Here is a 25,526-nt window from a genome sequence, read left to right on the forward strand (position 1 = left end):
TTCGTAGTATTAAACGCAAGGCGTTTCGAAAAGTTGCGCTCTTTGAGAAAAAGTTTTTAATTATTTTTCTCAAAGCTTCAATCTCTTACTTTCTCTCGTAAGCGCCGGCTTGCTTCGTCTTTCAGTTCGCGTCGCTCGCTTACGAAACTTAGTATACCTCGCGTATATCAGTTTCGTCATCCATAAGTATTTTCCATATGCAATACTAGTTGATATATGATTCATATACACCATCGTGAGCACATCGAGCCAGACTGCCTACAAGCAAAGAGGCTATTCCACGTCCGCGGCAAGCGCGAGCAGGAATAGCCTCTATTACGATAAGCTTAACTTACTTCGGGAACTTGTTCTGCTGCTGCAGGACGCGATACGCGATCGTAGCTGCCTGCGCACGGGTAATATTCGAATTCGGATCGAATCGAACCGTCTGCTTATTTTGACCCTCAAGCAGATCATTCGGGATACCGTCCATCAGCTTCGCCTTAGCGACCGCCTCAATAGCAGGCACGAACTCCGGATCGGTCATCGTGATACCGTCCGTGAATTGCTTCTGCAGCGAATCAGATGCTTTCTTGTAATCCGTCAGCATCTTGAGGTTCGCCGCACGCGCGATAATAAGCGCCGCCTGTGCACGCGTAAGCGATTGATCATGTCCGAATAGATTGCCTGCTTGACCACGAATAATACCGGCTCTGGCCGCCGCCTCGATATGCTTGAAGTCATACAAGCCGAAGCCGCTTCGCAGGTCGCTTCCTCGCGGCACATCGATGAACATACCATTGTACGTACGATCCCCTGAGTCTACACGTGTGTCGCGATTCTCAAGCGGTAGATCGAAGATGTTGACGATCATCTGTACGAATTCGCCGCGAGTAATGAACTCATCCGGCAGGAAGCGGTTAGGCTCGGTGTCCTTGCTCCGCATAATACCCTTCGAATACAGAGCTTCAATATACTGCTTAGCCCAGTGCTTGTTCGTAGCTGTATCCAGATCGCCGAAGCCATTATCCATGTACATGACCTGGAAGTAGCCGAACGAATCGACAGGGACAGTTATCGTGTTATTTTTCGTATCGATAACACCGCCAATGTTACGCCACTCGCCATTCGGCCTCGAAGGTGTCAAGCTACCATTGAGGTTATCGAATACGTTGTACTGGAACACCGTTAAGTATCTCCACGCATCGTTACGAATGACAGGATCATACTTCAAGGTCAGTTCACCCGGCTTACTCGGAACGACCAAGTAGTTAATATCACGGTTCTGGAACTGTCCGACGCTAGACACGATATCCGAAGGCTCGGTAGGCAATCGACCGCCACCCTTCGTTAACGCTTGCGTATACAGTACCTCTTTGTCCGGATGAGAGTCCGGAATATTCTCAATCGTTCCAGCATCGATCCAGTACCGCTTACTCGCAGGACGGAAGCGTCCTGTCGTCTCGTTCAAGAAGTCCTTGAAGGCTGGCGTCTCCGTCTTCTCGACTCGACCATCCACGGTGCTCGCTATAGCGAACAGCAGGCTGCGCTCAGCCGTAATGAACTTCTCATTGCGGTCATAGCGGATCAGCTTCGTATCCTTCGGGAACGATAAATTAATCTCTCCATCGAACACCTTGAAGGAGCTGCCCATCTTCTTCTTATGCTGCAAGCCATCCATCGCTACGTTCGTATTATTCAGTACGATCGAGCCCGCCTGCTGGTTATCTCCGCGAACGACAGTGAACTTAATCTCATTCTTGCCGTTCTTCAGATCCATCACATCGAAGCGAAACAGTCCCGGATGCGCCTTCTGCTCCATCGCCTCTTCCTTGCCCACGAGTACCTTCGTCGCTCTCTCAGCATAGATCATCAGCGTCATGTAGTTCTTATTAATGTTCAGCTGTGTCTTGCCGTCCGAGTTCTTAATGAGAATGAGATCCTCGAACCCACTTGTATTATTAATCAATAGCGGGTCGATAATACGGTAAGGCTGCGGCTCACGCTTGACCCGAATTTGCTGGCGAATCTCAGAGCCCGACTGCGCCTTCACTCGCAGGTTAAAAATAAACTCACCGTACGTATCGGACGGGAACGTATAATCGGTTACCCTCACCTGATCGTACGAAGGGTCACCATTCGCAGGATTGATCTGCGTAATGACACTCGTAATGTTGGTCTCCGTCGACTTACCCGGCAGCTGTACCGTGACATCGACCGTCGCGTTATGCGTCGTCGCTCCGTTCAGCACTCGACCGAGCAGGTTGATCTGGGTCGCCGTCGTAATATAACCTGTTGCATTTTTGACGAAGCGAGGATCGCTTACGTTGTAATCCAGGTCGAAGTGCGTAATCGTCGGTCCTGTATCTGCGATGATGTAGAATTCATAATTGAACGTCACTTCCTGATTATTCACCTTCACCTTGAAGGAGAGCTGCTTCTTACCATCTCGATCCAGAATCCCTCTTGTTCCCGATGGGTCCGTTGGGTCAGGAATATTGAAGGCAGCGCCCTCTACCCGGAACTTCTCCGGATCTGTTGGATCAAAGGTTAGCACAATCGGCTGACCGTTCAACGTTGCTTCCATCGTCGCGGATGCCTTATTGATAATACGTCCCGACATACAGATCTGTGTGCTACCGCAGCGCAGACGGTCCTTACCCGTGATCACCATACCGTTGTACACGTTATCGAGCAGCAGCAACGGCGCCGAAGCGATCTGCAGGTTGTAGGTCTTAATAGAAGCATACTGCGGGCTCGTACAGTCTGTATCCGCACAAGGTATGACCTCGAGCGTCGCGCCGCCATCCGGCAGCCCTTGAAGTACAATATCCGCCTCACCCGTATGCGTCGTCGGCACCGGATTCAAGATCGTAACCGGGTATACGCCGCCTGTATTCGGCGTTGACGTATCCTGGTCGTTGTACAGCTGACCGTTGATCCTCACCATAACAGCCTGTGAGTTATCCGTCATGACCTTCAGCCTGGCCGGGAACCTTGTAATCTGCGTGAAGCCGTTCGGCTTATTCAGCGCAACGGTCTTCGACCCGTCTACATACAGCTGCACATCGGAGTAGATGTACGGCTGATCCTTATCGACGAAGTCGAAGAAGAATTGCCGCTTAATCGTAGGCAGACGGTTGTCAATATCGGTGTACTGAATCTCAAAGATCTGATTCGCACTGCCTGTCGCGATCGGCAGCTGGATGCTCATGTCATGCACGGCGAACATATTCAACGCATCTGGAGTTACGCTGTAGAAGGTTTTATTCGCATTCCCTCCGTTGTTGAGCTGTCCACCATTGGCAGAGCCAAGATTCGTGAACGTATTATCCCAGAAGCTGTAACGAACCGTGTATTTACTCGCACTGCCCATAATGTACAGGTCTGCATAATCGTACTGATCGTACACGGTGCCCGTTACGGTCGATTTGAGCTTCAACCTGAGGTCCACATCATTCACGGTGTTCGTCTCAATCGTTGGACGATCGATAATATGAAGCGATGGATTCTTTCTCGTAGGCTCCGGGTCCGGATTCGGCTCACTGAAGCCCAGCTGATCAATCATCACGTCATAAGGGAACGACCTGCCGTTATCGTACAGAAATCTGCGCGTCAACGAGTACGTATGATTGCCTTGTGTCGACACGAACGTCAGTTCGTTATTACCAGGCTCAAGCACCATATCGCTGATTCGGCCTGTGTTGAAATAGAACGTGAAGCGGTTACGCGAAAAGCTTGCCGGATAATACGCCGTACCGTTCAAGTACATCGTAATCGCGTCAGCGTTAATCGCCGTACCCGTAATCGCCTCAAGCGTTCCCGATCTACTCACAACTCCGTTATCCAGAATCTGCTGATCGTTCAGCTTCAAGTCACTGATCGACATCGCCGCGGAGAAGTTCGCCCAGCCCGGCACCGACGTATAACCGAATGCATCATGCTTCAGCTCGATCTTGTTCAAGCCTTGGGATAGGAGCACGTTATTGAAAGTAATCTCACTGCCTACCTGTGTCGGCTTAATCGTCTTGTCTTCCGTTACCTTCAACGTCGTCGTGTTCGTAATGCGCATATAGATCCCTTGTACCTGGCTATCCGGGATGCCGGCAATGTTAGCCGTGATCGAAACCGGATTCGTCGTGAAGGTGTCCACCGTATCGGTGCTGCTCGGCGCATCCACGTTCGGGGCAACCGTCGGTGATACGTTGTTCAAGTTCGAGATCGTAATGGATACGGCCGCCGCATCGGTAATGGGCGTCCACAGTGTCAGCAGCATCGCGATGATGAGTAATGCGGATGTCGCACGGTTGACCATACGTTTCAAGATCATACTCCTCCTTGCTGTTATTTAGGTTTTGTGTCTTGTGTCCTACTCCTTATTCCGGTTACGCACATAGCTGACTTACAGGCTGCTTGTAACCCTCCTCCCCAGAGCTTTCTACCTATTTAGACACAAAAGCTATTCAAAAAGTTTCATATACTTCCTATATCGGTCGAGGCTGCTAAAAAGATTAGAAATATCAAGCATCTTATTGAACGCAAAAAAATCCCAAAGCCGCGGGGCTGAGGGATTCGTGATACCGATAGCACGTTAATTATTGCGTGATTTCGCGTTCGTCTGAACCGTCTTCATCCGAACCTTATGAATGAATTGCAGCACCGGCTTCTTCGTCTTGCTGATGATGCCGATCGTTTCGGCGCCCAGCACCATAATGCAGAGCAGGATCGTGATTAGCACGAAGGCCGCCCACAGCGAGTCCTGCTGAGACAGGAACGATAGGAACACGGCTGATGTTCCGAACAACGCGGCTATACCATAGATAATCAGAACAGTGGTTCGATGGCTGAAGCCCATTTGCAACAGACAGTGATGCAGATGACTCTTATCCGCGACCGAGATCGGCAGATTGTTCACCCAGCGGCGCATGATCGCGAAGAACGTATCAGACAACGGCACACCAAGAATCATGATCGGCACAAGGAGCGATACGAGTGTCGCCTGCTTGAAGCCGAGTATCGACAAGGAGGCGAGTGTGAAGCCGAGGAACAACGCCCCGGAGTCGCCCATGAATATCTTAGCAGGGTGGAAGTTATAGAATAAAAATCCTCCGATACTGCCGAGCAGTATCGCGCATAGCAGCACAACCGTTACGTTCCCCATCAGCAGCGCGAGCACCAGCATCGTGCAGGTCGCAATACCGGATACGCCAGCTGACAAGCCGTCAAGACCGTCGATCAGGTTAATCGCATTGGTGACACCGACAATCCAGAAGATCGTAAGCGGCACCGCAAGCCACTCCAGCGATACGACACCTTCGCCGAACGGTACGTTGACCAGATCAATGACGACGCCCGAGTAGACAACGACGCTCGCAGCTGCAACTTGTCCCAGCAGCTTCAGCTTCGGCGACAAGTCGAAACGGTCGTCCAGCGCGCCGATCAGCACGACGATGGCTCCTCCGACCAGTAGGCCGAACACAACATCGGCTTTCAACGCATTCATAGCCGGCGATACGACGAAGTAGGCGGCCACGAAGGCGAAGAAGATCGCGAGTCCCCCTAACCGCGGCATGATGCGGCTATGTACTTTGCGATGATTCGGCGCATCGACTGCGCCCACCCAAAAGGCAAAACGCTTAACCAGAGGCGTCATAAGCAGCGCGATAATTAAAGCCACAGCAAAACCGATGAAATATAAGCCATACATGTGTGTAGTCACAACCCCTTTTTTCTATGAAGAACCGCTAAACAATCACATTATACTCCCGAGCACGCATAAACTCCATGCCCATTTCACGTGGATTTAGGCGATTTTCAGGTTGTTTTCATAGCTTTTCAAGGTTTCTGCACAGTTTCCTTCTCACGGATCACTTTCACAGCGAATTTCGGCAAATCCAGCATTCTCTTATACCGCCAAGGCTCCTGAATGAGACGATACAGCCATTCTGCCCGCAGCTTCTGGAACAGAACCGGGGCTCGCTTCAGCTTGCCCGACAATACGTCGAAGCTCCCGCCGACACCCATCATAATCGGTACGCCGAGCTGTTCCTTGTACTTCGCAATCCACGGCTCCTGTGTCGCGGCCGATCGCCCGACGAGCAGAATGTGCGGCTTCGCCTCGCGGATCGCTTCGATCACCTCCGCGTCCTGTGCTTCACCGAAGTAGCCGTCCCGGTGTCCTACTAGCTGCAGCGCCGGATATTGCTCCTTCAGCTTCTCAGCCGCCGCCGTAATAATCTCCTGCGAGGCGCCGACCATGTAGACACGCCAGCCCTTGACCTCACCGAGCCTCATCAGCTCGTGAAGAAGATCGAAGCCAGCCACGCGCTCGGCTACCGGATTGCCGACATAGCTTGCCGCCCATACGACACCCGTCCCGTCCGGCACGATCAGCTCCGCCTTCTTCATCATCGTCATGTACGACGGATCATTCAGCGCCGCCATGACCATGATCGGGTTCGCGGTGATGATCTGATGCGGCTTGCTGCCCGAATCGATCACATGCTCCAGATACGATACGGTCTGCTTCATGCTCATCTTCGAGATGGGCACTCCGAATATGGATACAGTCGACACTTGCACTAGCTTCCACGTCCTTCTGTAAAAAATGCGGCGATCCGCTCAGCCGGACGCTGCGCTTCTTGCTTGAGACGTACGATCGCCTGTCTCTTCTCTTCCTGCCAAATATTAGACGAAGCAAGCAGCCTTAAAGTTTCATGTGCCAGCGATGCTCCATCCGGCTCCTTCGTGCTAGAAGCCGCCTTCATGCCTAGCCGATTCAAGAACTGATCGATCTTCGGGTCATAGGACAGCCCGACCATCGGCACGTATTGACCGGCAGCGTAGATGAGGGAGTGAAGCCTCATGCCTAGCAGCACCTGACACCCGGCCACCTCCGCCAGCATATCCTGCGGATGTGTCACTTGACGGGCGAACGACAGCCGATGGGAATAGGCTTCCCCCAATCGGTCTGCTACATACTGAGACGCCCGCTCGTCAGACGGCAGGTGGAACGGCAGCATCCGAATGTGCGCATCGCTATGCTCCAGCACGTGCTGGAGCGCAGACGCCACAGCATCAAGCTCCGCACGGTCGTCTCTCCAGAATCTGACGGATACGCCGATAACAGCATTCGCGGGGACACTATCAGTTTGTGTCGGTGCGTCCGACGAGCTGGCGCGCAGCGGCATGCCCATGACCGGATCAGGGACAACGGCCACCGTAGCAGCTGGTACCCCCATGCGCTCAAGCAACGAACGCGACTCCTCGTCTCTCACCATCACGGCCTGACAGCGGCGGAACGTCCCTCCGATGAACGGATAGAACAGCTTACGGTGCACCGGTCCGATCCCTTGCGAATAGATGAAGGTCGGCTTCCCGAGCCATTGAGCCAGCTTAATGACGGCCAGATAGTAGGGAATCGTCTTCGCACTCGTCTCATCCTGCAGCAGACTGCCGCCGCCGCTAATGAGCCCGTCTGCTCCCCTCAGAGCAGACAACACGTCTCGCGGACGCATGCGATGAACGGACTCTACGCCATACATGGCTGACGTACCTGCCGGATTAGCAGAAAGAACGACAGGTACGAGTCGTACCCCCTGCCGTTCTCCCTGCTCCGCCAGCGCCAGCAATATCGATTGAAGCACAGCCTCATCGCCGCTGTTGTTATAGCCGTAATAGCCTGATATTACGATTCGTTTACTCGCGGTGCCCAACGGTGCCAACTCCTTCTGACAATCTCCCAAGCTACGATAAGCACGAGGCCGATCGCGATGCCGAATGCTAAGCCGTACACAACGCGTATCGACGAAATGACAAGCGGCGTATGCAAATGCGCGAACGTATCGACGACCGACGCCTGTCCGATGACACCTGTCAGCATCAGAAGCAATGCACTCCGATACCTGTAGCTCAGATAAGCGCCGAGAATGAACAGCGGATGCGAGATGAGAAACTCTTTCGTCCGCGGGCGCACGCCAAGCGTATTCTCGAGGAACGAGCGGAACATGAGCTCGAACGTCGAGGCTTGTCCGTCATTGCCCGTACGGGACAAGTAGTAGAAGCCTGCTGCGGCAATAACGGCCGCCGTCACGACCCACAGAATGCTGATATTCCGATTCAGCATTGCTCTGGCCTGTGCGAGACGCTCGCCGTAGGAGAGCGGCGCAAGGAAGAACAGCCAGTAGATCAGGACGAGCACGATTGGAGCCAAGTGCAGCACACTCACTCCTCGGAACTGCTCGAGCACGAGCGAGTATGTGATCTGATTCAGCAATCCGACGATGAACAGAATACCTGCTGCCGAGACGAGCGTCGTGCGCAGCAAGAGTCCGAGCGCGAAGCCGAGCGGCGTGCCACTCGGCTGCTCTCGCTTGCGCCGCGCAGCTTGTAGCGCCAGCATAACAGCTATCGTCGGCGCACACGTTCCGGCAGCTAGCGCGAGCGCTTGGGCGAACAAGCTAGAGCTGAGCACGTACAGCCCCGCGCTGCCAGCCATACCGAGCAGGAACAGCACTAGCGCGAGCTCCGGCGCGAACATGGCAACGGTCAGCGCGACGAGCGCTATCGCGCCGACCCATACGAGCAGCTTGACGATCGGCTGCCAGCTCGAGTACACAAGCTGGAAGCTGTTCGCCGTGCCGATCGTGTAGCCCGCCTTCTCGATGCGCGGAATAGCACTGTCTGCACCGATGCCGTCGAGCGCCGTGTACATCGCCTCAAGCGGATTGACGACCTTGCCTTGGTCTGCACTCTTCACCGCACGCGCATTCAGCAAGATCATGCGAATGTTGCGGTCCTTGACCGCCAGCACGAGCCGGTCCGCAGCGCCTTGAATACGGCCCTTCATCTCTTCAGCTGGAATGTTCTCTGTCAGCTTCGTCGAATCGCCCTCTGTGAACGAATGGAGTCGTACGACACGATGGTGTATGCGACTCGCCAGACCGTTGAAGCCCTTCTGCGGTGTCTTCTGCAGCTCGATGGCGGCCAGTCCAAGCTGATGCTTGTTCATGAGCTCGCCCATCTTGCTGAGGTTGTCCGTATCCGGAGCATAGTCGAAGCCCGGTACTGCATCCCCGTCGACGATCACCCACTTGACGCCCAGCTTGCGAAGCTCGGCGAACAGCTTGTCCGTCGGATTCGTCTGGAACGGACGGCGATTGGACATCCGCACGACGATGGAGAAGCCTTGCTCCTTAAGCTCACGCATGACGGAAAGGTCAGGCTCCATCGTCAGAAGCAGCGCCTCGTCCATAGCGAGCTCGATGACGAGGCCGCTCTTCCCTTGGTAGCTCCACGGACGAGTCTTCACACCGCTTAGCGTGAAGGCGTCTGTAATCAGTGGCAGCAGCTGTTGCTCAGCGTTACGGTCGGCGAACAGCACGTACGTGTAATTTTCACCCGGAGCAGGCACCGTCTGCATGAGGAGGGCAGCCTCCTTCGCGCTATACACCTCCACGCGTCTTGTCAGCTTCAGCTCATTCAGCGTCGCCTCATAGACAGCCAAGGAATTCACTCCATGCTGCTTCAGCTCACTCAGCTGCTGTTTGACGAAGCCTTGCGGGTCAGGCTGCAGATCGGAGATCTCCAGAAGATCGCGGTAATCGAACACTAGATCGACCTTACGTCCGGAATCTTGCTCCGTCTGATGACGCTCATAGGCAATAGGGAGGGCGGCTACCATCCCGAGGATGACGAGCCACCACAGTCCCTTCAACGCTATTCGGTTCCACCGTACATATACGTCTTTCACGAATAGTCAGCTCCAATATTAACGGAATTCATCGACGCGGGCCATGACCTGCGAAGCCAGCTTCTCGAGAGACGAGGAAGCCGCTTCCGCAGATGCACCGCGTACGGCGAAGTACACTTTGATTTTCGGCTCCGTGCCGGACGGACGAAGGCAGAACCACGAGTCATCCTCCAGCGTGAACTTGAGCACGTTCTCTACAGGCAGTCCATACAGACCCTGCTGGAAATCTTCCAGCTTCGCAATCTTCAGACCGTTCAGCTCAGCAGGCGGCTGTGTGCGCCAGTCGTGCATGATCGCCTGAATTTGCTCCACGCCGTCCTTGCCCTTAAGCGTACGCGACTCAAGCTTCTCGAGGAAGTAGCCATGCTTCGCGTACAGCTCCTGCAGCACGTCGTACAGCGTCTTGCCCTGACTCTTGTAGTAAGCTGCCGCTTCGCAGATCAGCATGGATGCAATAACAGCATCCTTATCACGCGCGTACGTACCCGCTAGGTAGCCATAGCTCTCCTCGTAGCCGAACAGGAACTGCGCCTCGCCCGTGCGCTCGAATTGCGTCATTTTCTCCCCGATATACTTGAAGCCCGTCAGCGTGTTCAGCACCTTCGCACCGTATGCCTCGGCAACGGCCGCTCCCATCTCGCTCGTCACGATCGTCTTCACGACAACGCCGTTCGCTGGCAGCTCGCCTCTTTGCTGCAGATTGCTCAGCAAGTAATCGACCATGAGCGCACCGGACTGATTACCGCTCAGCACGACGTACTCGCCCTGCGGGTTCTTCACGACAGCACCCATTCGGTCGCAATCCGGGTCCGTCCCGATGATGAGGTCGGCGCCAAGACGCTTCGCCTCCTCGATGGCGAGCGTGAACGCCTCGCGCTCCTCCGGATTCGGCGACTTCACCGTCGAGAAGTTCGCATCCGGCAGCTCCTGCTCGGCCACCACGTGAACGTGCGTGAAGCCGATCGCCGCCAGCGCCGCGCGCACCGACAGGTTGCCTGCTCCGTGAAGCGGCGTGAAGACGATGCGGAAGTCATCGCTCATCTTGCCGACGAGCTCGCGGTTGAGACTAACCGACGCTACCGCCTCAATGTAGGCGTCATCCACCGCTTGACCGATCCACTCCAGCAGCCCTTGTGCCTCTGCATCGGCTCTGGACAGCCGCTTGACGTCGCTGAACGACTGAATACCGCGAATCTCTGCGATCACCTGCTCGGCTTGATCCGGCACGAGCTGGCCGCCGTCCGTTCCATACACCTTGTAGCCGTTATACTCAGGCGGGTTATGGCTTGCTGTAATGACGATGCCTGCAGTAGCCTGCAGATGACGAACGGCGAACGAGAGCTCCGGCGTTGTGCGCAGCGATTCGAACACGTAAGCTTTAATTCCGTTGCCGGCCAGCACCTTCGCTGATTCGAGCGCGAATTCAGGCGATTGGTTACGCGAATCGTAAGCGATCACGACGGATGGTGCAGACGCGCCCTGCTTCAGCACGAATTGAGCGAGACCTTGCGTCGCGCGCGCTACGGTGTACGCGTTCATCCGATTCGTACCTGCGCCGATTACACCGCGAAGTCCACCTGTGCCGAATTCGAGGTCACGATAGAAGCGGTCCTCAATCTCCTTCTCATCTGCAGCGATGGAACGAAGCTCATTCTTAGTGGCCTCATCAATGGCCGGATCGTTTAACCATAGCTCCATTTGCTCTTGAACACGTGTTTGAGTACTCATGCTCCATCTCCTCTGCCCGTTTGGTTTATTGGCTATGTATGTAAAGTATGATCGGTATCGTGTTAAGGATTGATTAAGGCGAACATAACTTCGCCCTCGGCAACGACCGCATCCTTCACCTTCGCTGTCGCTTGTCCTTTGCCGATGGAGCCCTTGGACCTCGTAATGACGACCTCGAGAATAAGCGTATCGCCCGGCTTCACCTGCTGGCGAAAGCGGAAGTCGTTAATGCCTGCGAGCAGCCCGATCTTCCCTTCGTTGCCGCCGCTCTTGAGCAGCGCAACCGCGCCGACCTGAGCGAGCGCCTCTGTAATGAGTACGCCAGGCATGACTGGATAACCGGGGAAGTGACCCTGGAAGAACGGCTCGTTAATCGTTACATTTTTCAACCCGACGGCTCTAACGCCCGGCTCCACTTCAAGAATCTTATCCACGAGTAGAAACGGGTATCGGTGAGGAATAATCTGTTGCACTTCAGTTACGTCTAGCATCTTATGTCTCCTCCATGTTCGGTATTTCCAACATTCTGGCTCTTGATGTAATAAAAAATGGAGCTTCGACTCACACTATTGATGTCCCCCTTCACGATCTGCAGTAGTGAAGGTTGATATAAGGGAGCTTACATGGGGCTTCATCGCAGACTCGCGGCGAAGCTTCAGATAAGCTCTTTTTCCACTTATACATATTAGATATGCCGCCAGTTCAAGCCTTCTCTCGTCGGTTCAGCACGTTGAACTGCACGATGTAGAGCAGCGTCGCCGCGACTGAAATGCCGATCACGAGCCACAAGTACACGTGCGCATACGGCAGCTCGAACACGAGCAGCAGGATGGCGATGTAATACAGCACCGTCGTCAGCTTGCCCAGAGAGTTGGCCGGTACGGTCCGCAAGCCCCGGAAGTGAAAGATCGCCGAGCCGACAATCATCCCCGCATCACGCAAAAAAATAGCCGCCGCCGCCAGCCATGAGATGCGGTCCGACCATACGAGCAGCAAGATAACCGTAATCATCATCAGCTTATCTGCCAGCGGGTCCAGCATGCTGCCTAGCTGGGTCACCTGCTTGTTCCTTCTAGCTATATGGCCGTCTAGAATGTCCGTTAGGCCTGCTGCGAGCAGAACGAAGAAGGCGCTCTTCACATGTCCAGCCTGAAACACGATGATGTAAACGGGAATGAGCAGTAAACGAGCTATCGTTAACAGATTAGGCACATTCCACATGCCCCAAGTCCCCCTTAATCCGTACGACGAGCATCGAGCGTGCTGGTGCGTGCCTTGCCCCGGTGCTCCATCTCGGTCCCGTCCATACATTATACCTATTATAGGAAAAAAATAAAACTCCCTTCTCGGGAGTCTCAGTTGAACCGAACACGCTTCTAAGTATTGGAAAAAATCAAGTCGTAAATGTGCCGCCACGTCGACAATTCGAAAGCCTCGCTCGCCGGGCGATTACCGATGTACACATACCCGATCATGAGGCCAGCGAGCAACGCGCCTGCACACACGATTGGTATCCAGGTCCACTTCACAATGGCGAGCAAGACCTTCAGCCACTGCGTATCGGTAGCCTGTGCCGTCTTACGTTTATCACTCAAGTGCCAGTTCCCTCACTTCACCTATGACCGTTACGTACCGCGTAAATTGTAGGCCATATTCATCATTTGATCGGAGGACGAGATCGCTCGAGCGTTAAGCTGGTAAGCACGCTGAATCGTCATCAGCTCGGACATCTCGTCTGTCAGGCTTACATTCGACTGCTCGAGGAAGCCCTGACGTACCGTAATTGGATCTACGTTATTATTATCAGCCGTAACGGTTTGTAAAATCTCTTCACGCTGCTCCGGCGTAATGCCATCTCTCAAAGCGTACATATTATCGCCGATCTGCTGCAGCTGCTGCGGTCGAATGACACGCACGAGCTTCAGCTGGCCGATCTCAATCGGAGGCGCTGTCTTGTCTGCTTCGTTATACGCGACGACCTGCCCGTTCGCATGCACCGTAATGCGGTGATTGACCGGCACCCGAATCGGTGCATCGTCCTCGCCGACGATGTAGTGTCCATCCTTGGTCGTCAAGTACCCGTCCGGATCGCCTGGATCAACCGATGGTGAAATATCGAACGCGCCGTTGCGCGTCCAGCGTGTCGATTGCACCGGCTCATTGTTCGCATCGAGCGTAACCGCTGCGACCTCGAACAAGCCGTTGCCCTCGACGGCAAAATCAAGCGGATTGTTCGTCAGCTCAAGCGACCCCTGCGCCATGTTCACCTGCGCCTCAACGAGCTTGCTGCCCCACCCTTGGTTGTATCCAAGCGGCGTCATACGGCCTGTCCGATCGAAGCCGCTCGGCTGCTGCTTCACGCTCGTCAGAACGTCCTGGAAGGAAGCCTCCTTGCGCTTGTAGCCGGTGGTGCTGACATTGGCAATGTTGTTCGCGATCAAGTCAAGCTTCTGTTGAATCGACCTCATGCTGACCGCTGAGTTGATCATGGAATTGTTCATCGTCGTCCCTCCCGGTATCCATTGCTTCGAATGCTCAGAGCAAGCCTTCCGGCTGCTCCGTTAGTTAGACACGGCCGATCTCGTTGACGGCCTTCTCCATGCTCTTATCATAATACTGCACCATCTTCTGGTTCGCCTCATACGCACGCAGCGCGGACATCAGGTCGACCATCGACTGGCCCGCATCGACATTGGAGCGCTCCACGTAGCCTTGACGCACCTCAACCTGATCTTCTCCATCAATCTGGCGGAAGCCGCCTGCCTCTGGGTCACCGAGTCGATACAAGCCGTTACCTTCGCGGATGAGCTGATTCGGATCGTCCACACGTGTAATCATCAGCGCCATCGGCTCGCCGTTCGCTCCCTGCAGAGCTTGTCCATCGACGTTAGTGAAAATACCGGCCTTCGTAATACGGAAGTTCGTAATCGGCGTTCGCGTTCCCGGCTCTACGAGCACGATCGGCTGGCCGTCACGCCCGAGTACAGGCTGGCCCTCCGACGTAATGAGCTGGCCGCTCGCATCCAGCGAGAACTTCCCGTTCAACGAATACCTTTCCTCCCCATTCGCGTTCAAGATCGTGAAGAACGCCTGGGGCTGTGCGACACGATCGCCGTTCTCGTCCACATACTTGCCCGAGCTGTCGAACCTCGCGCCCGGCACCTGTATGTTCGAGACGAGCGCGAAGTCGAACGGATTGTTCGTCTCCTGAATATCGCCCTGGGCGTGCAGCGAGACGTTCTCCTCCGCCATGACGCCGGTATGAATACGACCGATAACCGATGAGCCCGGCTCGTCCTTCCCACTGCGAATACGGGAGATGAGCATCTCAGGGAAGGAGCGGTTAATGCCTGTCCCGCCCTTGAAGCCCGGCGTATTGATATTAGACACGTTGTTCGTCACAATATCATGCTTGCGCTGCTGGGCGATCATCCCCGATGCAGCGGTGTATAAGCCTCTTAACATGGAGCTTGACCCCCTAAAATTTGCGCTTCGAAACTTTGTCCAGGTTGTCCAACATGATGCCCGTTCCTTTCACTACGCAATGCATCGGGTCTTCCGCAATCAGTACAGGAACCTTCAGCTCGTCCGCGAGCAGCTGGTCGATGCCGTGCAGCATCGCGCCGCCGCCAGTCAGAATGACTCCGCGGTCTATAATATCGGCCGACAGCTCTGGTGGTGTGCGCTCGAGCACGCTCTTGGCCGCAGCTACGATCGAGGATACCGGCTCCCATAACGCCTCCTGAATTTCCTTGGAATCGATCGTAATGGTGAGCGGCAATCCGCTTACCATATCCCGTCCGCGAATATCCAGCGTCTCCCGTTTGCCGTCTGGGTGTACCGTTCCGATCTTCACCTTAATGTCCTCGCTCGTACGCTCACCGATCAGCAGCTTGTACTTGCTCTTGATATACTTCATGATGGACGAGTCGAACTTGTCCCCTGCAATCTTGATAGAAGAGGAGGTGACGATGTCGCCCATAGACAGCACGGCCACATCCGTCGTCCCTCCACCGATATCGACGACCATATTGCCGCTCGGCTGGTATATATCCATACCCGCACCGATGGCCGCCGCCTTAGGCTCTTCCTCCAAGAACACTTCCCGTGCCCCGCTCCGTTCTGCCGCCTCCCGGATCGCCTTCTGCTCGACGGACGTAATATTCGTCGGAGCGCAGATTAGAATACGAGGATGGCTGTACCACTTCCGGCCGCCGACCTTGGCTATGAAATACTTGAGCATCATCTCCGTAATCTCGAAGTCGGCGATGACGCCTTCCCGCAACGGGCGAATGGCGATAATATTGCCGGGAGTCCGACCCACCATGCGGCGGGCCTCTTCTCCCACGGCCAGCACCCGCTTCGTATCGCTTTCAATCGCGACGACGGACGGCTCATCCAGGACCACGCCCCGACCTTTCACATGAATCAGGACGTTCGCGGTCCCGAGATCTATGCCGATATCCTTGCTTAACATCCAATTAATCCTCCCTAACCAACCGTCCATTCTTCCTGCATCCTAGGCATCCAAGGGTATAGCAGGAAGAGGCATCACGAGTGATATACATTACTTAAGTAATTTCGCCATCAAATTGAAAATTCCTCTTTTTCACGAATGATTTTTCGACAAAACTCGCTTATGGTCTGGCCGGCTCGGGAGAGGGGGAATCGCGTCGGCCGGGCACATGGCGCACAGGGCTGCACGGGACGGCTGTAATCGCAGCAGCATTACTTTACCGTCATGAGCTTCTCTTGATTTTTGGGGCTGCGCGACTTCCGATACTTGATCTTCGTCGCTTCTCCCCCGCGCAGGTGACGGATGGACTTGTGGTATTCGAGAATGTGCTTCACCTGGTTCGCAAGCTCCGGATTAATCTCCGGCAGTCGCTCGGTCAGATCCTTATGCACCGTGCTCTTGGAAACGCCGAACTCCTTCGCGATCGTGCGAACCGTATGCTTGGTTTCCACCAGACACCGGCCGATCTTAATGGTTCGCTCCTTGATGTAATCGTGCACTCCCCTCGCCTCCCTACTCGAGTTAGTTTGGTACATTATATGAGGGGTCTCGGCTTATATTCTTTGTTTCACGGGCGTGACAAGCCTCGGGATGTAAATTATTTTCACAAATATGCAAAAAGAAGTCCTTGAACGAAAAAAAACAGGGAGGCTGCCCTCCCTGTCGCTAAAGCTCTTATTGTTCCACGATGTGCTGCTCCGGGTTGATCGCCGCTCCGCCTTGCCCTTGGCGCAGCTCGAAGTGCAAGTGAATGCCCTGCTCCTTCTCGAGCTCGTTGCGTCCGGCCATCGCGATCACGTCGCCCTTCTTCACCTCAGCGTCCTTCGCTACCTTCACGTCAGTCAAGCTCTGGTAGATCGAGACGAGGCCGTTGCTGTGCGTGACCTCGACCAGGTTGCCTACGAGCGGGTCCTTCTGCACAGCTGTCACTTTACCGCTCATGACCGCTACGACCTCGAACGTCGTGTTATCCGGCTTCGCGAAGTCCATGCCGACATGCGGAGTGAACTCATCGCCGTACTCCACAAGCGCCGCCTGTCTCGCTTCACTGGTCGCCTTACTGTCGAAGAACGGCAGGATGACCTCCAGCTCCGAGCGATCCTTCACCGGCCACTGCATCTGCTCCTGCACCGCCATCGTTGCTACATCCGGACCGTTGACGCTCTCGGTCACCGTCGGACCTTCCGTCAAGTCGGTTTTCAGGGAGCTGTCCGTCTGGAACGTACCCGAGCCCTGATACACCCACATTAACGTTAAGATGATTGCCGCTGCCGCCATGTACGTTGCTGGGAATACCCATTTCTTGCTCAGCAATCTTTTCCACGACGAACCGCCGCCTACTTGTGTCTGTGCTCCCTCGATAGATTTAGGAGCGCCTTCTTTACCTTGCAGATCCTTGTTATGTTCATTCATCTATATCACCTCGCTAACCATTCTTGCCCGATTTGCGAGATTTATACGGGGATTACGAAGCGCGATTAAAAACTTTTTCCCTGCAAAAAAGTAGCCGCCGAGCCATATTCTACTCCAGTATAATAGTGTCGAATAATATCATCTGCCGTCTTGCCCTCACGCGCCATGCCGTTCGCACCCCACTGACTCATGCCGACGCCATGCCCATAGCCGAACGTGGTGAACGTCCACTTGCCCTTCTCATAGCTCCATTGGAACTGGCTGGAGTTCAGCCCTAGCCGCTCGCGGAATTCACGACCCGTGAACGTCTTACCCCCGGCTGTCAGCCGCTTGATCCGGTTCCCCTCGCTAAGCTCGATAATACGAAGTCCCTGCTTCGAGCCTGCGAGCGCTGGCACCGCTGCCGGCAGTGCAAGCTTCTGCTGCAGCTCCTTCGCGGTGAAGCTCACCGTCTCCTTATAGCGGGGGGACAGCTTCGCATCCCATGGACTTGCGACGCTGCGGAGGTACGGAACCTCGACGTTCCAGTAGTCCTCCGAGTTCTCCGTATATCCGTTACTAGTGGAAAAATAACTCGCATCTATCGGCTCGCCCTTGTACGTAATGACCTGGTCCCGCGTACCTTCAACAGCCTTACGAAGCTTAGCCATATACGTCTCGTACTTGTCCGAGCCCCATCGGTTGCGAAGCTCCTCGGGACTCACATACACTTGATGAGCGGTCGTATCTGACACGACGGCGCCCGAAGCCACCTGCGCGTCTTGGCCCGTCCCTCCGCCAATCGCAAGCTTGCGGACAATGTAAGTGCGAGCGGCGAGCGCCTGCGCCTTCAGCGCCTCCAGCTCGAATTCGATCGGCATCTCACCTGCGACAACGCCCAGCACGTATTGTTCAAGCTCGATCCGCTCGATCACCTGACTGCCGCTCCGATGCACAGGTATCTGTACCGACGCACGCTGACTGACTGTAGCATCCGCTTGCACGATGGCCGCGCTGCGATCTTCAGGTGACGTACGGACGAGGGTAAGCGGCACAACGATGATCACAACTAAGAAACCGAGCAGACAACAACCACCCCAACGCAGTCCGCGATGCTGGGCACCGCTTAGCTTGTACCTCGCCATCGCTTCACGCCGCCTCCAGCTGCTATATTCCTGTCTACAGCCCCTATAGCCCTGCACACAGGTAACATCATCATATGAGCTGGAAAAATAGAATAGAACCGTCCGAAAGAGACGATTCTATGAGCAAGAATAGGCAGCGTGAACGCACGAAAGCCTGCTTCTCCGCTAGGGAAAGCAGGCTTTATCCGCTTCTCAATGGCTTGCCACTATAGCAATCATGAGCATCGCAACAGTGCATTAAGCCATGGACGGTGATACCGAGAACAGCGGTAATGGCTCAGGCTGCATTCTCTCCTGCACCGTCTCGGTCTCGACGACCTCGATAGGCAGACGTCGAATATCAGCGCCGAGGCGCATCAGCTTCTCGGTAATGTCCACGTAGCCGCGATCAATATGGTGAATGCCTGTAATCTCGGTATCTCCATCAGCCGCAAGCGCGGCAAGAATGAGAGCAGCGCCAGCGCGCAAGTCCGTTGCGCATACCTTCGCCCCCTTCAGCTTGTGCCCGCCGCTAACGACTGCTGTTCGGCCCTCGACCTTAATTTGGGCATTCATGTTAGCCATCTGCTCCACATGCATGAATCGGTTCTCGAACACCGTTTCCGTTACAAGACTTGTGCCCTCTACCGTCAGCAGCAGCGCCATCATCTGCGACTGCATATCGGTCGGGAAGCCCGGATAAGGCAGCGTCTTCAGATCAATCGGTCGAAGCGGACCGTTCGTATAGACACGCAGTCCGTTCTCATCCTCCTCGATCTGCACGCCCATCTCTTGCATCTTCGAGATGACCGGACGGAGATGGTCGCCGAGCGCCCCTTCAATAAACAGATCACTTTTTGTAATGGCTGCTGCAATCATGTATGTACCCGCTTCAATCCGGTCCGGAATGACGGTATGTACCGCGCCTTGCAGCTGCTCCACGCCGTCGATGCGGATCGTGCCAGTGCCTGCACCGCGGATTCTAGCCCCCATCGCATTCAAGTAATTGGCCAGATCTACAATCTCCGGCTCCTTCGCCGCGTTCTCAATCAGCGTTGTGCCGTCTGCCAAGGCGGCTGCCATCATAATGTTCTCGGTAGCTCCAACGCTCGCGACGTCCAGATACACCTTCGCTCCCTTAAGGCGTCCCTTCACTCTCGCTTCGATATAGCCTTGACCGAGCTCGATCTCCGCGCCCATCGCCTCGAAGCCCTTCAGATGCTGGTCGATCGGTCTTGTACCGATTGCGCAGCCGCCCGGCAGCGCGATGCGCGCCTGGCCCATGCGGGCTAGCAGCGGACCCATGACGAGGAACGAGGCACGCATTTTGCGAACGAGCTCATAGGCTGCCTCGCACGTCTGGATGCGCGTCGCATCGACTCTAATCGTTTCGTGTCTATAGTCAACCTTGGCTCCTAGACTCTCCAGCACTTGATTGATGACCAGCACGTCGTCAAGTGGAGGCGCGTCATGTATCATACTCTCTCCCTTACTGCCTAGAAGAGAGGCTGCGATAATCGGCAGCACGGCATTTTTGGCCCCATGGATACGAACTTTGCCGGAAAGCGGATTGCCGCCGCGGACGATAATTTTGCTCATCTAGATCCCCCTCCGCGTTTCTAATGTAACTTTCACATATCAATTACGATATCATTCGTGACTCGATCCGGTTTTAATACGGTTGTACTATCCATTGTTGACAACAATCTACCGGGTTATGCGAATCGATCCCTCATAATCTAGAACATTCCAGATAACCACTGGGACCAGGCTAAATAATCAATAACGAATCGAGTGATTTCATACCCCAGCACAACGGACAGCATAATGTGCAGCAACTTCGCCCGCATGCCCCGCGGTCTTTTGAACAGCTGCTCCAGCTTGAGCTCCTGCAGCACCCACCACGACAGTCCGATAAACATCAGCACCAGCAAGATGTTCAATATGCCCTTCAAGCCTAACGAGGCGTTTAACTGGTCCACATAATCCATGAAAGATCGTACCCCCGCTCGAGAATCAAATGGTCAGACCTCCGACGCCACCTCCCGTCGAATACCCGGTGCCCATGGCGCCTCCTTGCATGCTTACCCCATCCGTTAATCGTTTAATCGGGAGTTTGCATATTTTTGACGATTCATTTCCTGTTATCGTAGCGATGTGAATAAGAGCTGGACGAATTCAGCACGGGTCGCCTGCTGGTCAGGACGGAACGAGCCGTCCGCATACCCGTCGATCAGTCCATCCCCCTTCATCTGCTTCAACAGACCAGCACCCCAGTAGCTGTCCGGAATATCGGTGAAGGGCGACTGACCTCTTACCTTACCAGCCTTATTCAAACTTCGAGCAAGCATCGCCGTCATCTCCATCCGCGTGACAGGCTGATCAGGGGCAAACGTACCGTCCGGGTAGCCCTCGATCATACCGGCCTGCGAAGCCCTTGCTATATAATCGTATGCCCAATGGGTTGTATTCAGATCATAGTAGCTGATACTCTTGCTCGTGCTCAGCCCGAATGCCCTCGATAAGACAGCGGTCGCCTCGGCTCTAGTAATCGGACGATTCGGCTGGAACGTGTAGTCGCCGTAGCCATCGATCACCTTCCTCGACGTCAAGGCAGCGATCGCCTGCTCTCCCCAATGACCGCGAATATCGATGAAGCCCGACGTCAGCGGCTTCGCCCTCACACTGAACTGATACATCTGATGATCGAATTCACGGCTTGCGGTCAGCTTCACGTAATAACGCCCTGGCGCGAACTTGCCGTTCAACTGCTGTCTACGCTCCGACATTTCATTCATGGAGGACCCCATCGGCCGCAGTGTACCGTCGTACAGCGTCATATACATCTGGACATGCTGCGGAATATCGTCGGTCACGAGCTGAATGTAGCTCTCCTCCTCGACCTCGAACTGGTACCAGTCGGCATCCCTCGCCTTGTCCAGCAAGCCGCCGTACTCGGTATCCAGCGATACCGCCGTCGCCTGATAAGAACGATCGTTCGGCTCGTTCGGATCGACCAGCTTGGCATCATATTGGATGTTCAACGTATACTCGCCGACGATCGGATTCTCATATTCCTTCACGTTGTTGACCCGAATGTAATAATTGCCCTGGAACACCTCGGGTATGGTGTACACTTCCGATACTCCATCGTCGCCGAGGTCGATCGTGACCGACTTCTCCCCTTGCCGCTGGATGAGCAGCACTGCATCGATGCGCGCCGTATCGGCTGACAGCGTAACCTTCAGCGTCCCAGACGACTCGACAGGGAACTGATACCAGTCCGTGTCATGATATTGATGGAACGTTCCCTTGACGGTCTGGCTTCTTCCCGGCAGCACGTAGGCCTTGTACTGCTTGTCGTTATCCTCGAACGGATCACGGTATATTTCGAAGAAGGTCGTAATGCGATAGGGTAGCAGCTCCTTGTATGAACGATTCGCCAGCTGAAGCTGAAAATAGCTCCGGCCCTTCGTCACCTTAAACGGCACCGTCTGTCCGCCCTGAATCGACTTCGTCGTCAACTGTCCGCTCGCGTCCACATGCTGGACCAATAGCTCTTGAGCCGCTCCCATGGTAAGCGTCAGATTAACGGTTCCTTCATACGGAGAATCCGCGTAGTACCAGTCCGAATCGGCTCCGCTCGCGAAGGCTGCCGCCATCTCATTACTGACTGAGATCGCCTTCGCTTTATCCTTGCGGTCGTTCGGCTCGTACATGTCAGGCTGGAGCGAGCGCTCGTTCAGCAGCCGATCAACCCTCAGCAGCCCGTGACCCGTCGCAGCATCCCAGCCTTCAGCATTCAGGTCCTGTGCGGTATGACGAATGCGTTGCCGAATATCATGTGGCTTCAGTCGAGGCTCGCGCTCCCATAGGAGCGCTGCGGCCGCAGCAACCTGAGGCGCCGCCATCGACGTGCCGTCCTTATACTCATAGGTGCTTCCCATCGCCGTCGTATAGACGTTCCAAGGCGCTACAACATCGACCTCCAGTCCCGAGTTAGACCTGGCGTCAGCCTTGCCTGCGGCATTCACGCCTCCGACTGCTAGTACAGTCGAATACGCGGCAGGGTATTTCACACGGTTGCCTTCATTGCCTGTCGCTGCAACGAGCAGCACTTCCTTCTCCTCGGCATATCGGACAATGTCGCTCATATAAGCGGAATATTTGTTGAGGCCTAACGATAGCACCACGATCTTGGCCCCGTGGTCTACCGCATAGCGGATCGCTTCCCCTAGCCTCTGCTCGTCGCCTGCTCCATCACCCTCGAGCGCCTTGATCGGCATCAGCTTGGTGCGCCAGAGCATACCGGCTACCCCGCGGTCATTGTTGCCCACCGCTCCGATAATGCCCGCCACATTAGTGCCATGCCCATTGTCATCCTCAGGTGGAAGAGACGGGTCAATGAGATTGACGCCCGGCACGAGATTCGGCTTCAAGTCTGGGTGTGACAGCTGTACCCCTGTATCTACAATCGCAATCGTGACGCCCGCTTGTCCCCGAGCTGTCTCCCACGCCTCTTCCATACGAATCTGTTGTAGGTTCGTCTGCTTCACATAGAACGGATCATTGGCTGTTGCCGCATAGGCTGCAGCCGCACAGCCCAGGAATAAGGCGAGGCCTGATAACGACGCGATGACACTCTTTTTGATCGCACTAGTTCCCATCGTCATTCCATTCCTTTTACTGTCATTCTCCATTCTCCCATTCTAAGCTTTAGCGCTTATGGGCGCAACTGGATATATTTTTCGTCAGCTTCTTTCGAATCCCCCTCTTTCCCCCTTCCCGAAGGGGGAGGACTTGGGCGCTGCGCCCCAAGACCCCGCAAGGGTGCGAGGGAGGGACTGGGCCGTCGTTGAATGCTCGTTGGGTGGTGGGAGCGCTTGTCGTCCCCCTGGGGCTGCCCGCCTTGGATGGCGGCGGGCAGGACAGGTGGGGACACGCTTCATGCGGCGTGCTTTCGGGACTTGTTGCCCTGCTGGTGCTAGGAGTGAGGTGCGGTGGTTGCTTGTGGTCTTTGGGAGGAGGGACTCGCGCATGACTAGCGTCATGAGCTTACTTCGGCGCTCGGAAGTGCCTTCGCCCCTTGCGGGGCGACCGAAAAGCGCTTCGCTGTTTCGGAGTTGGCGTCCGTCGGTTGCTGGGACGGACGCAGGAAGTGCCTTCGCCCCTTGCGGGGCGACCGAAAGGCGCTTCGCTGTTTCGGAGTTGGCGTTACGCGGGAGGTGATCTATCGGGTGCGCCGGAGATGAAAGGTGAATACATCGTTGCGCATATAGTCTAAGGAATAGAATACAGGACGATTTCCTTCATCGTAGTGTAGCTGCTTGAGTAATAGTACCGTGGTTTGCGGATATTGCAGTAATTGTTGACAATTTCGATCGATGTGCAGCGGTACGCAGATCTCGGTATCGGCACGGTTGACCGAGACGCCGAGCTTACTTTCTACAAATTGCAGCAGGGAGCCGGAGAAGGTAGGCTGCTCGAAGCCTATACCGAATAAGTGAACAGGCAAATAGTTAATGGAAAGCATCACGGGCTCATCGTTTGCCTTACGAATACGCTCGAGAATATATACAGGGGTACCCGAGACGATCCCGAGCCTTTCGGCAGCCTCCTCCGGACATGGAAGCTTGGCAAGAGAGATCATGCTCTCACTTTCGGTCAGACCTGCTGAACGAATCATCTCCGAAGAGCTGTGCAAGCGTTCGAGTGTGCTCTTGATGGGCGGTAGAGGACGAATGACGAACGTGCCGACGCCATGCTTAACTAATATTCGTCCCTCCTCCTCCAGCATTTTCAATGCACCGCGGAACGTTTCGCGGCTCACTTGAAACTGCTTGGACATGTGAATCTCGGACGGCAATTGCTCCCCAATCCGATAGATGCCTTGATCAATCATATCGATCAATTGCTTCTTTATTTGCTCACACTTCGAGTTCATCGTTTATTCCTACACCTCTATCCTGAAATAACAGGCTCCCTACATATCGGAAGATGTTATGTCTAGTTGGTTTTAATTTGAGTTTATTGTCAGCTTGCACAAGTCGTTTGTCAACATTTCCCTTGTAAAAACGCCCCGGCTCAGCAAGGATGAACCGAGGCGTTTCTTCATTAGATCTAGAAGTTGGTAGCTATTATTTTTGAAGCGTGCTCACTCGTAATGAAATCCATAACAGAGACTCCGAACCGACCTCGAGTGTTGGTGGTGAAGAAGCTGCTTACTTTAGGATTCATGTAATCCTTCGTCTCACGGATGTTCGGGATACCGAATAATCCTGGCTTATATCCACTCGTGTAATTGAGATACAGCCACGACGTATTTTGCGTTTTCGCTTCATTATACATACTCTGAATATCGTTCCACTTCTTGCTGTTATCCGATACCTTGTAATAGTCCTGAATTTTTAGATTTGCGCTATTTTGAATCGTGAACGTTGTGTTTTCTTTCCATGCTGTAGCGTCAATGCCTTTAGGAAGCTGGGCAGCAGGGAACCTCCGCAGCAGCACAATTTTCCCTCTAGCTTCTCCAAGAGTCGGAATTTTGTTGGTCAGCAGCCACTTGCTCGGATTTTTGGCCACATACCAGTTGAACGTGTCCTCGTAGGAGCGTGTATTATCGGCAGCCGTATGCTCCTCCTTCATGCTCATGATCACCGTTTCCGTTGGATTACTGTTCAAGAACGAGATGACCGTGCTGAGCACGTTGTCGAAGTTCTGCTTCTGATATACCGCGCCGTGATGGATCTCGAATGTGTTTTTGTAATGTCTCGTCCGAATGTCCAGGTATCTGACGCCGATGGACAGCTGCTGTGCGATGGTGAGGTCTTGCGTTTTAGCCGTTCCATAGACCGGCTCGTGTAGCGCTCCGGAATCATGCGTACCTGGAATCGACAGGGCGGATAGTGACGTACTATTCCCTAATGACCCCATCCAATTGTTGCTGCTATAAGCGAACGTTGTACCTGACAAAGATGTGACGAACGTCGCTATAATGGTCATCAGCAAAGCTATCTTTTTCAACAACTTGAATACC

General features: G+C 54.5%; 20 protein-coding genes. All 20 read right to left on the bottom strand.

The window, feature by feature from the left end; translation table 11 throughout:
* Positions 1-331: 331 nt before the first annotated feature.
* The gene (locus PAE68_RS00665; protein ID WP_281890830.1) at positions 332-4,294 is read right to left on the bottom strand and encodes an S-layer homology domain-containing protein; all 3,963 of its coding nucleotides are present in this window, start codon (positions 4,292-4,294) and stop codon (positions 332-334) included.
* A gap of 276 nt (positions 4,295-4,570) precedes the next feature.
* Positions 4,571-5,686, bottom strand: coding sequence for a glycosyltransferase family 4 protein (locus PAE68_RS00670; protein ID WP_281883085.1), 1,116 nt, complete (start codon positions 5,684-5,686; stop codon positions 4,571-4,573).
* A gap of 128 nt (positions 5,687-5,814) precedes the next feature.
* The gene (locus PAE68_RS00675; protein WP_281883087.1) at positions 5,815-6,516 is read right to left on the bottom strand and encodes a WecB/TagA/CpsF family glycosyltransferase; all 702 of its coding nucleotides are present in this window, start codon (positions 6,514-6,516) and stop codon (positions 5,815-5,817) included.
* Between the two features lie 44 nt (positions 6,517-6,560).
* Positions 6,561-7,694 carry a polysaccharide pyruvyl transferase CsaB gene (csaB, locus tag PAE68_RS00680; RefSeq protein ID WP_281883089.1) on the bottom strand — a complete coding sequence of 378 codons (1,134 nt, stop codon included), beginning with the start codon at positions 7,692-7,694 and terminating at the stop codon, positions 6,561-6,563.
* On the bottom strand, positions 7,667-9,730 hold the full coding sequence (locus PAE68_RS00685) for a DUF5693 family protein (protein WP_281883091.1): 2,064 nt from the start codon (positions 9,728-9,730) through the stop codon (positions 7,667-7,669). Before PAE68_RS00685 ends, csaB begins: the two co-directional genes overlap by 28 nt.
* Before the next feature lie 18 nt (positions 9,731-9,748).
* The gene (locus PAE68_RS00690) at positions 9,749-11,458 is read right to left on the bottom strand and encodes a phospho-sugar mutase (RefSeq protein ID WP_281883093.1); all 1,710 of its coding nucleotides are present in this window, start codon (positions 11,456-11,458) and stop codon (positions 9,749-9,751) included.
* 62 nt (positions 11,459-11,520) lie between these two features.
* Positions 11,521-11,949 carry a 3-hydroxyacyl-ACP dehydratase FabZ gene (gene fabZ / locus PAE68_RS00695; protein ID WP_281883095.1) on the bottom strand — a complete coding sequence of 143 codons (429 nt, stop codon included), beginning with the start codon at positions 11,947-11,949 and terminating at the stop codon, positions 11,521-11,523.
* 211 nt (positions 11,950-12,160) lie between these two features.
* Complete coding sequence (locus PAE68_RS00700) at positions 12,161-12,679, bottom strand: CDP-alcohol phosphatidyltransferase family protein (RefSeq protein ID WP_281883097.1); 519 nt, start codon at positions 12,677-12,679, stop codon at positions 12,161-12,163.
* Between the two features lie 155 nt (positions 12,680-12,834).
* Positions 12,835-13,053 carry a DNA-directed RNA polymerase subunit beta gene (locus PAE68_RS00705; protein ID WP_281883099.1) on the bottom strand — a complete coding sequence of 73 codons (219 nt, stop codon included), beginning with the start codon at positions 13,051-13,053 and terminating at the stop codon, positions 12,835-12,837.
* A gap of 30 nt (positions 13,054-13,083) precedes the next feature.
* Positions 13,084-13,959 carry a flagellar hook-basal body protein gene (locus PAE68_RS00710; RefSeq protein ID WP_281883101.1) on the bottom strand — a complete coding sequence of 292 codons (876 nt, stop codon included), beginning with the start codon at positions 13,957-13,959 and terminating at the stop codon, positions 13,084-13,086.
* A gap of 64 nt (positions 13,960-14,023) precedes the next feature.
* Positions 14,024-14,923, bottom strand: a complete 900-nt coding sequence (locus tag PAE68_RS00715) for a flagellar hook-basal body protein (protein ID WP_281883103.1) — start codon at positions 14,921-14,923, stop codon at positions 14,024-14,026.
* Between the two features lie 13 nt (positions 14,924-14,936).
* Positions 14,937-15,935: a rod shape-determining protein gene (gene mreB, locus PAE68_RS00720; protein ID WP_281883105.1), complete on the bottom strand. Its 999-nt coding sequence runs from the start codon at positions 15,933-15,935 to the stop codon at positions 14,937-14,939.
* Between the two features lie 251 nt (positions 15,936-16,186).
* Positions 16,187-16,474 (bottom strand): sporulation transcriptional regulator SpoIIID, encoded by a 288-nt coding sequence (spoIIID, locus tag PAE68_RS00725; RefSeq protein WP_281883108.1) that lies wholly within the window; start codon positions 16,472-16,474, stop codon positions 16,187-16,189.
* A gap of 175 nt (positions 16,475-16,649) precedes the next feature.
* The gene (locus tag PAE68_RS00730; RefSeq protein WP_281883110.1) at positions 16,650-17,387 is read right to left on the bottom strand and encodes a M23 family metallopeptidase; all 738 of its coding nucleotides are present in this window, start codon (positions 17,385-17,387) and stop codon (positions 16,650-16,652) included.
* 65 nt (positions 17,388-17,452) lie between these two features.
* Positions 17,453-18,511, bottom strand: coding sequence for a stage II sporulation protein D (gene spoIID, locus PAE68_RS00735; protein WP_281883112.1), 1,059 nt, complete (start codon positions 18,509-18,511; stop codon positions 17,453-17,455).
* Between the two features lie 237 nt (positions 18,512-18,748).
* Positions 18,749-20,089, bottom strand: a complete 1,341-nt coding sequence (gene murA, locus PAE68_RS00740; RefSeq protein ID WP_281883114.1) for a UDP-N-acetylglucosamine 1-carboxyvinyltransferase — start codon at positions 20,087-20,089, stop codon at positions 18,749-18,751.
* 140 nt (positions 20,090-20,229) lie between these two features.
* Positions 20,230-20,481, bottom strand: a complete 252-nt coding sequence (locus PAE68_RS00745) for a DUF1146 family protein (protein ID WP_281883116.1) — start codon at positions 20,479-20,481, stop codon at positions 20,230-20,232.
* 153 nt (positions 20,482-20,634) lie between these two features.
* Positions 20,635-23,157 carry a S8 family serine peptidase gene (locus PAE68_RS00750; protein WP_281883118.1) on the bottom strand — a complete coding sequence of 841 codons (2,523 nt, stop codon included), beginning with the start codon at positions 23,155-23,157 and terminating at the stop codon, positions 20,635-20,637.
* A gap of 563 nt (positions 23,158-23,720) precedes the next feature.
* The gene (locus PAE68_RS00755) at positions 23,721-24,434 is read right to left on the bottom strand and encodes a GntR family transcriptional regulator (protein WP_281883120.1); all 714 of its coding nucleotides are present in this window, start codon (positions 24,432-24,434) and stop codon (positions 23,721-23,723) included.
* A 176-nt stretch (positions 24,435-24,610) separates the two neighbouring features.
* Positions 24,611-25,516, bottom strand: coding sequence for a phosphatidylinositol-specific phospholipase C (locus PAE68_RS00760; protein ID WP_281883122.1), 906 nt, complete (start codon positions 25,514-25,516; stop codon positions 24,611-24,613).
* Between the last annotated feature and the right edge of the window lie 10 nt (positions 25,517-25,526).

It is taken from the genome of Paenibacillus sp. YYML68 (assembly GCF_027923405.1).
Lineage (GTDB): Bacteria > Bacillota > Bacilli > Paenibacillales > NBRC-103111 > Paenibacillus_G.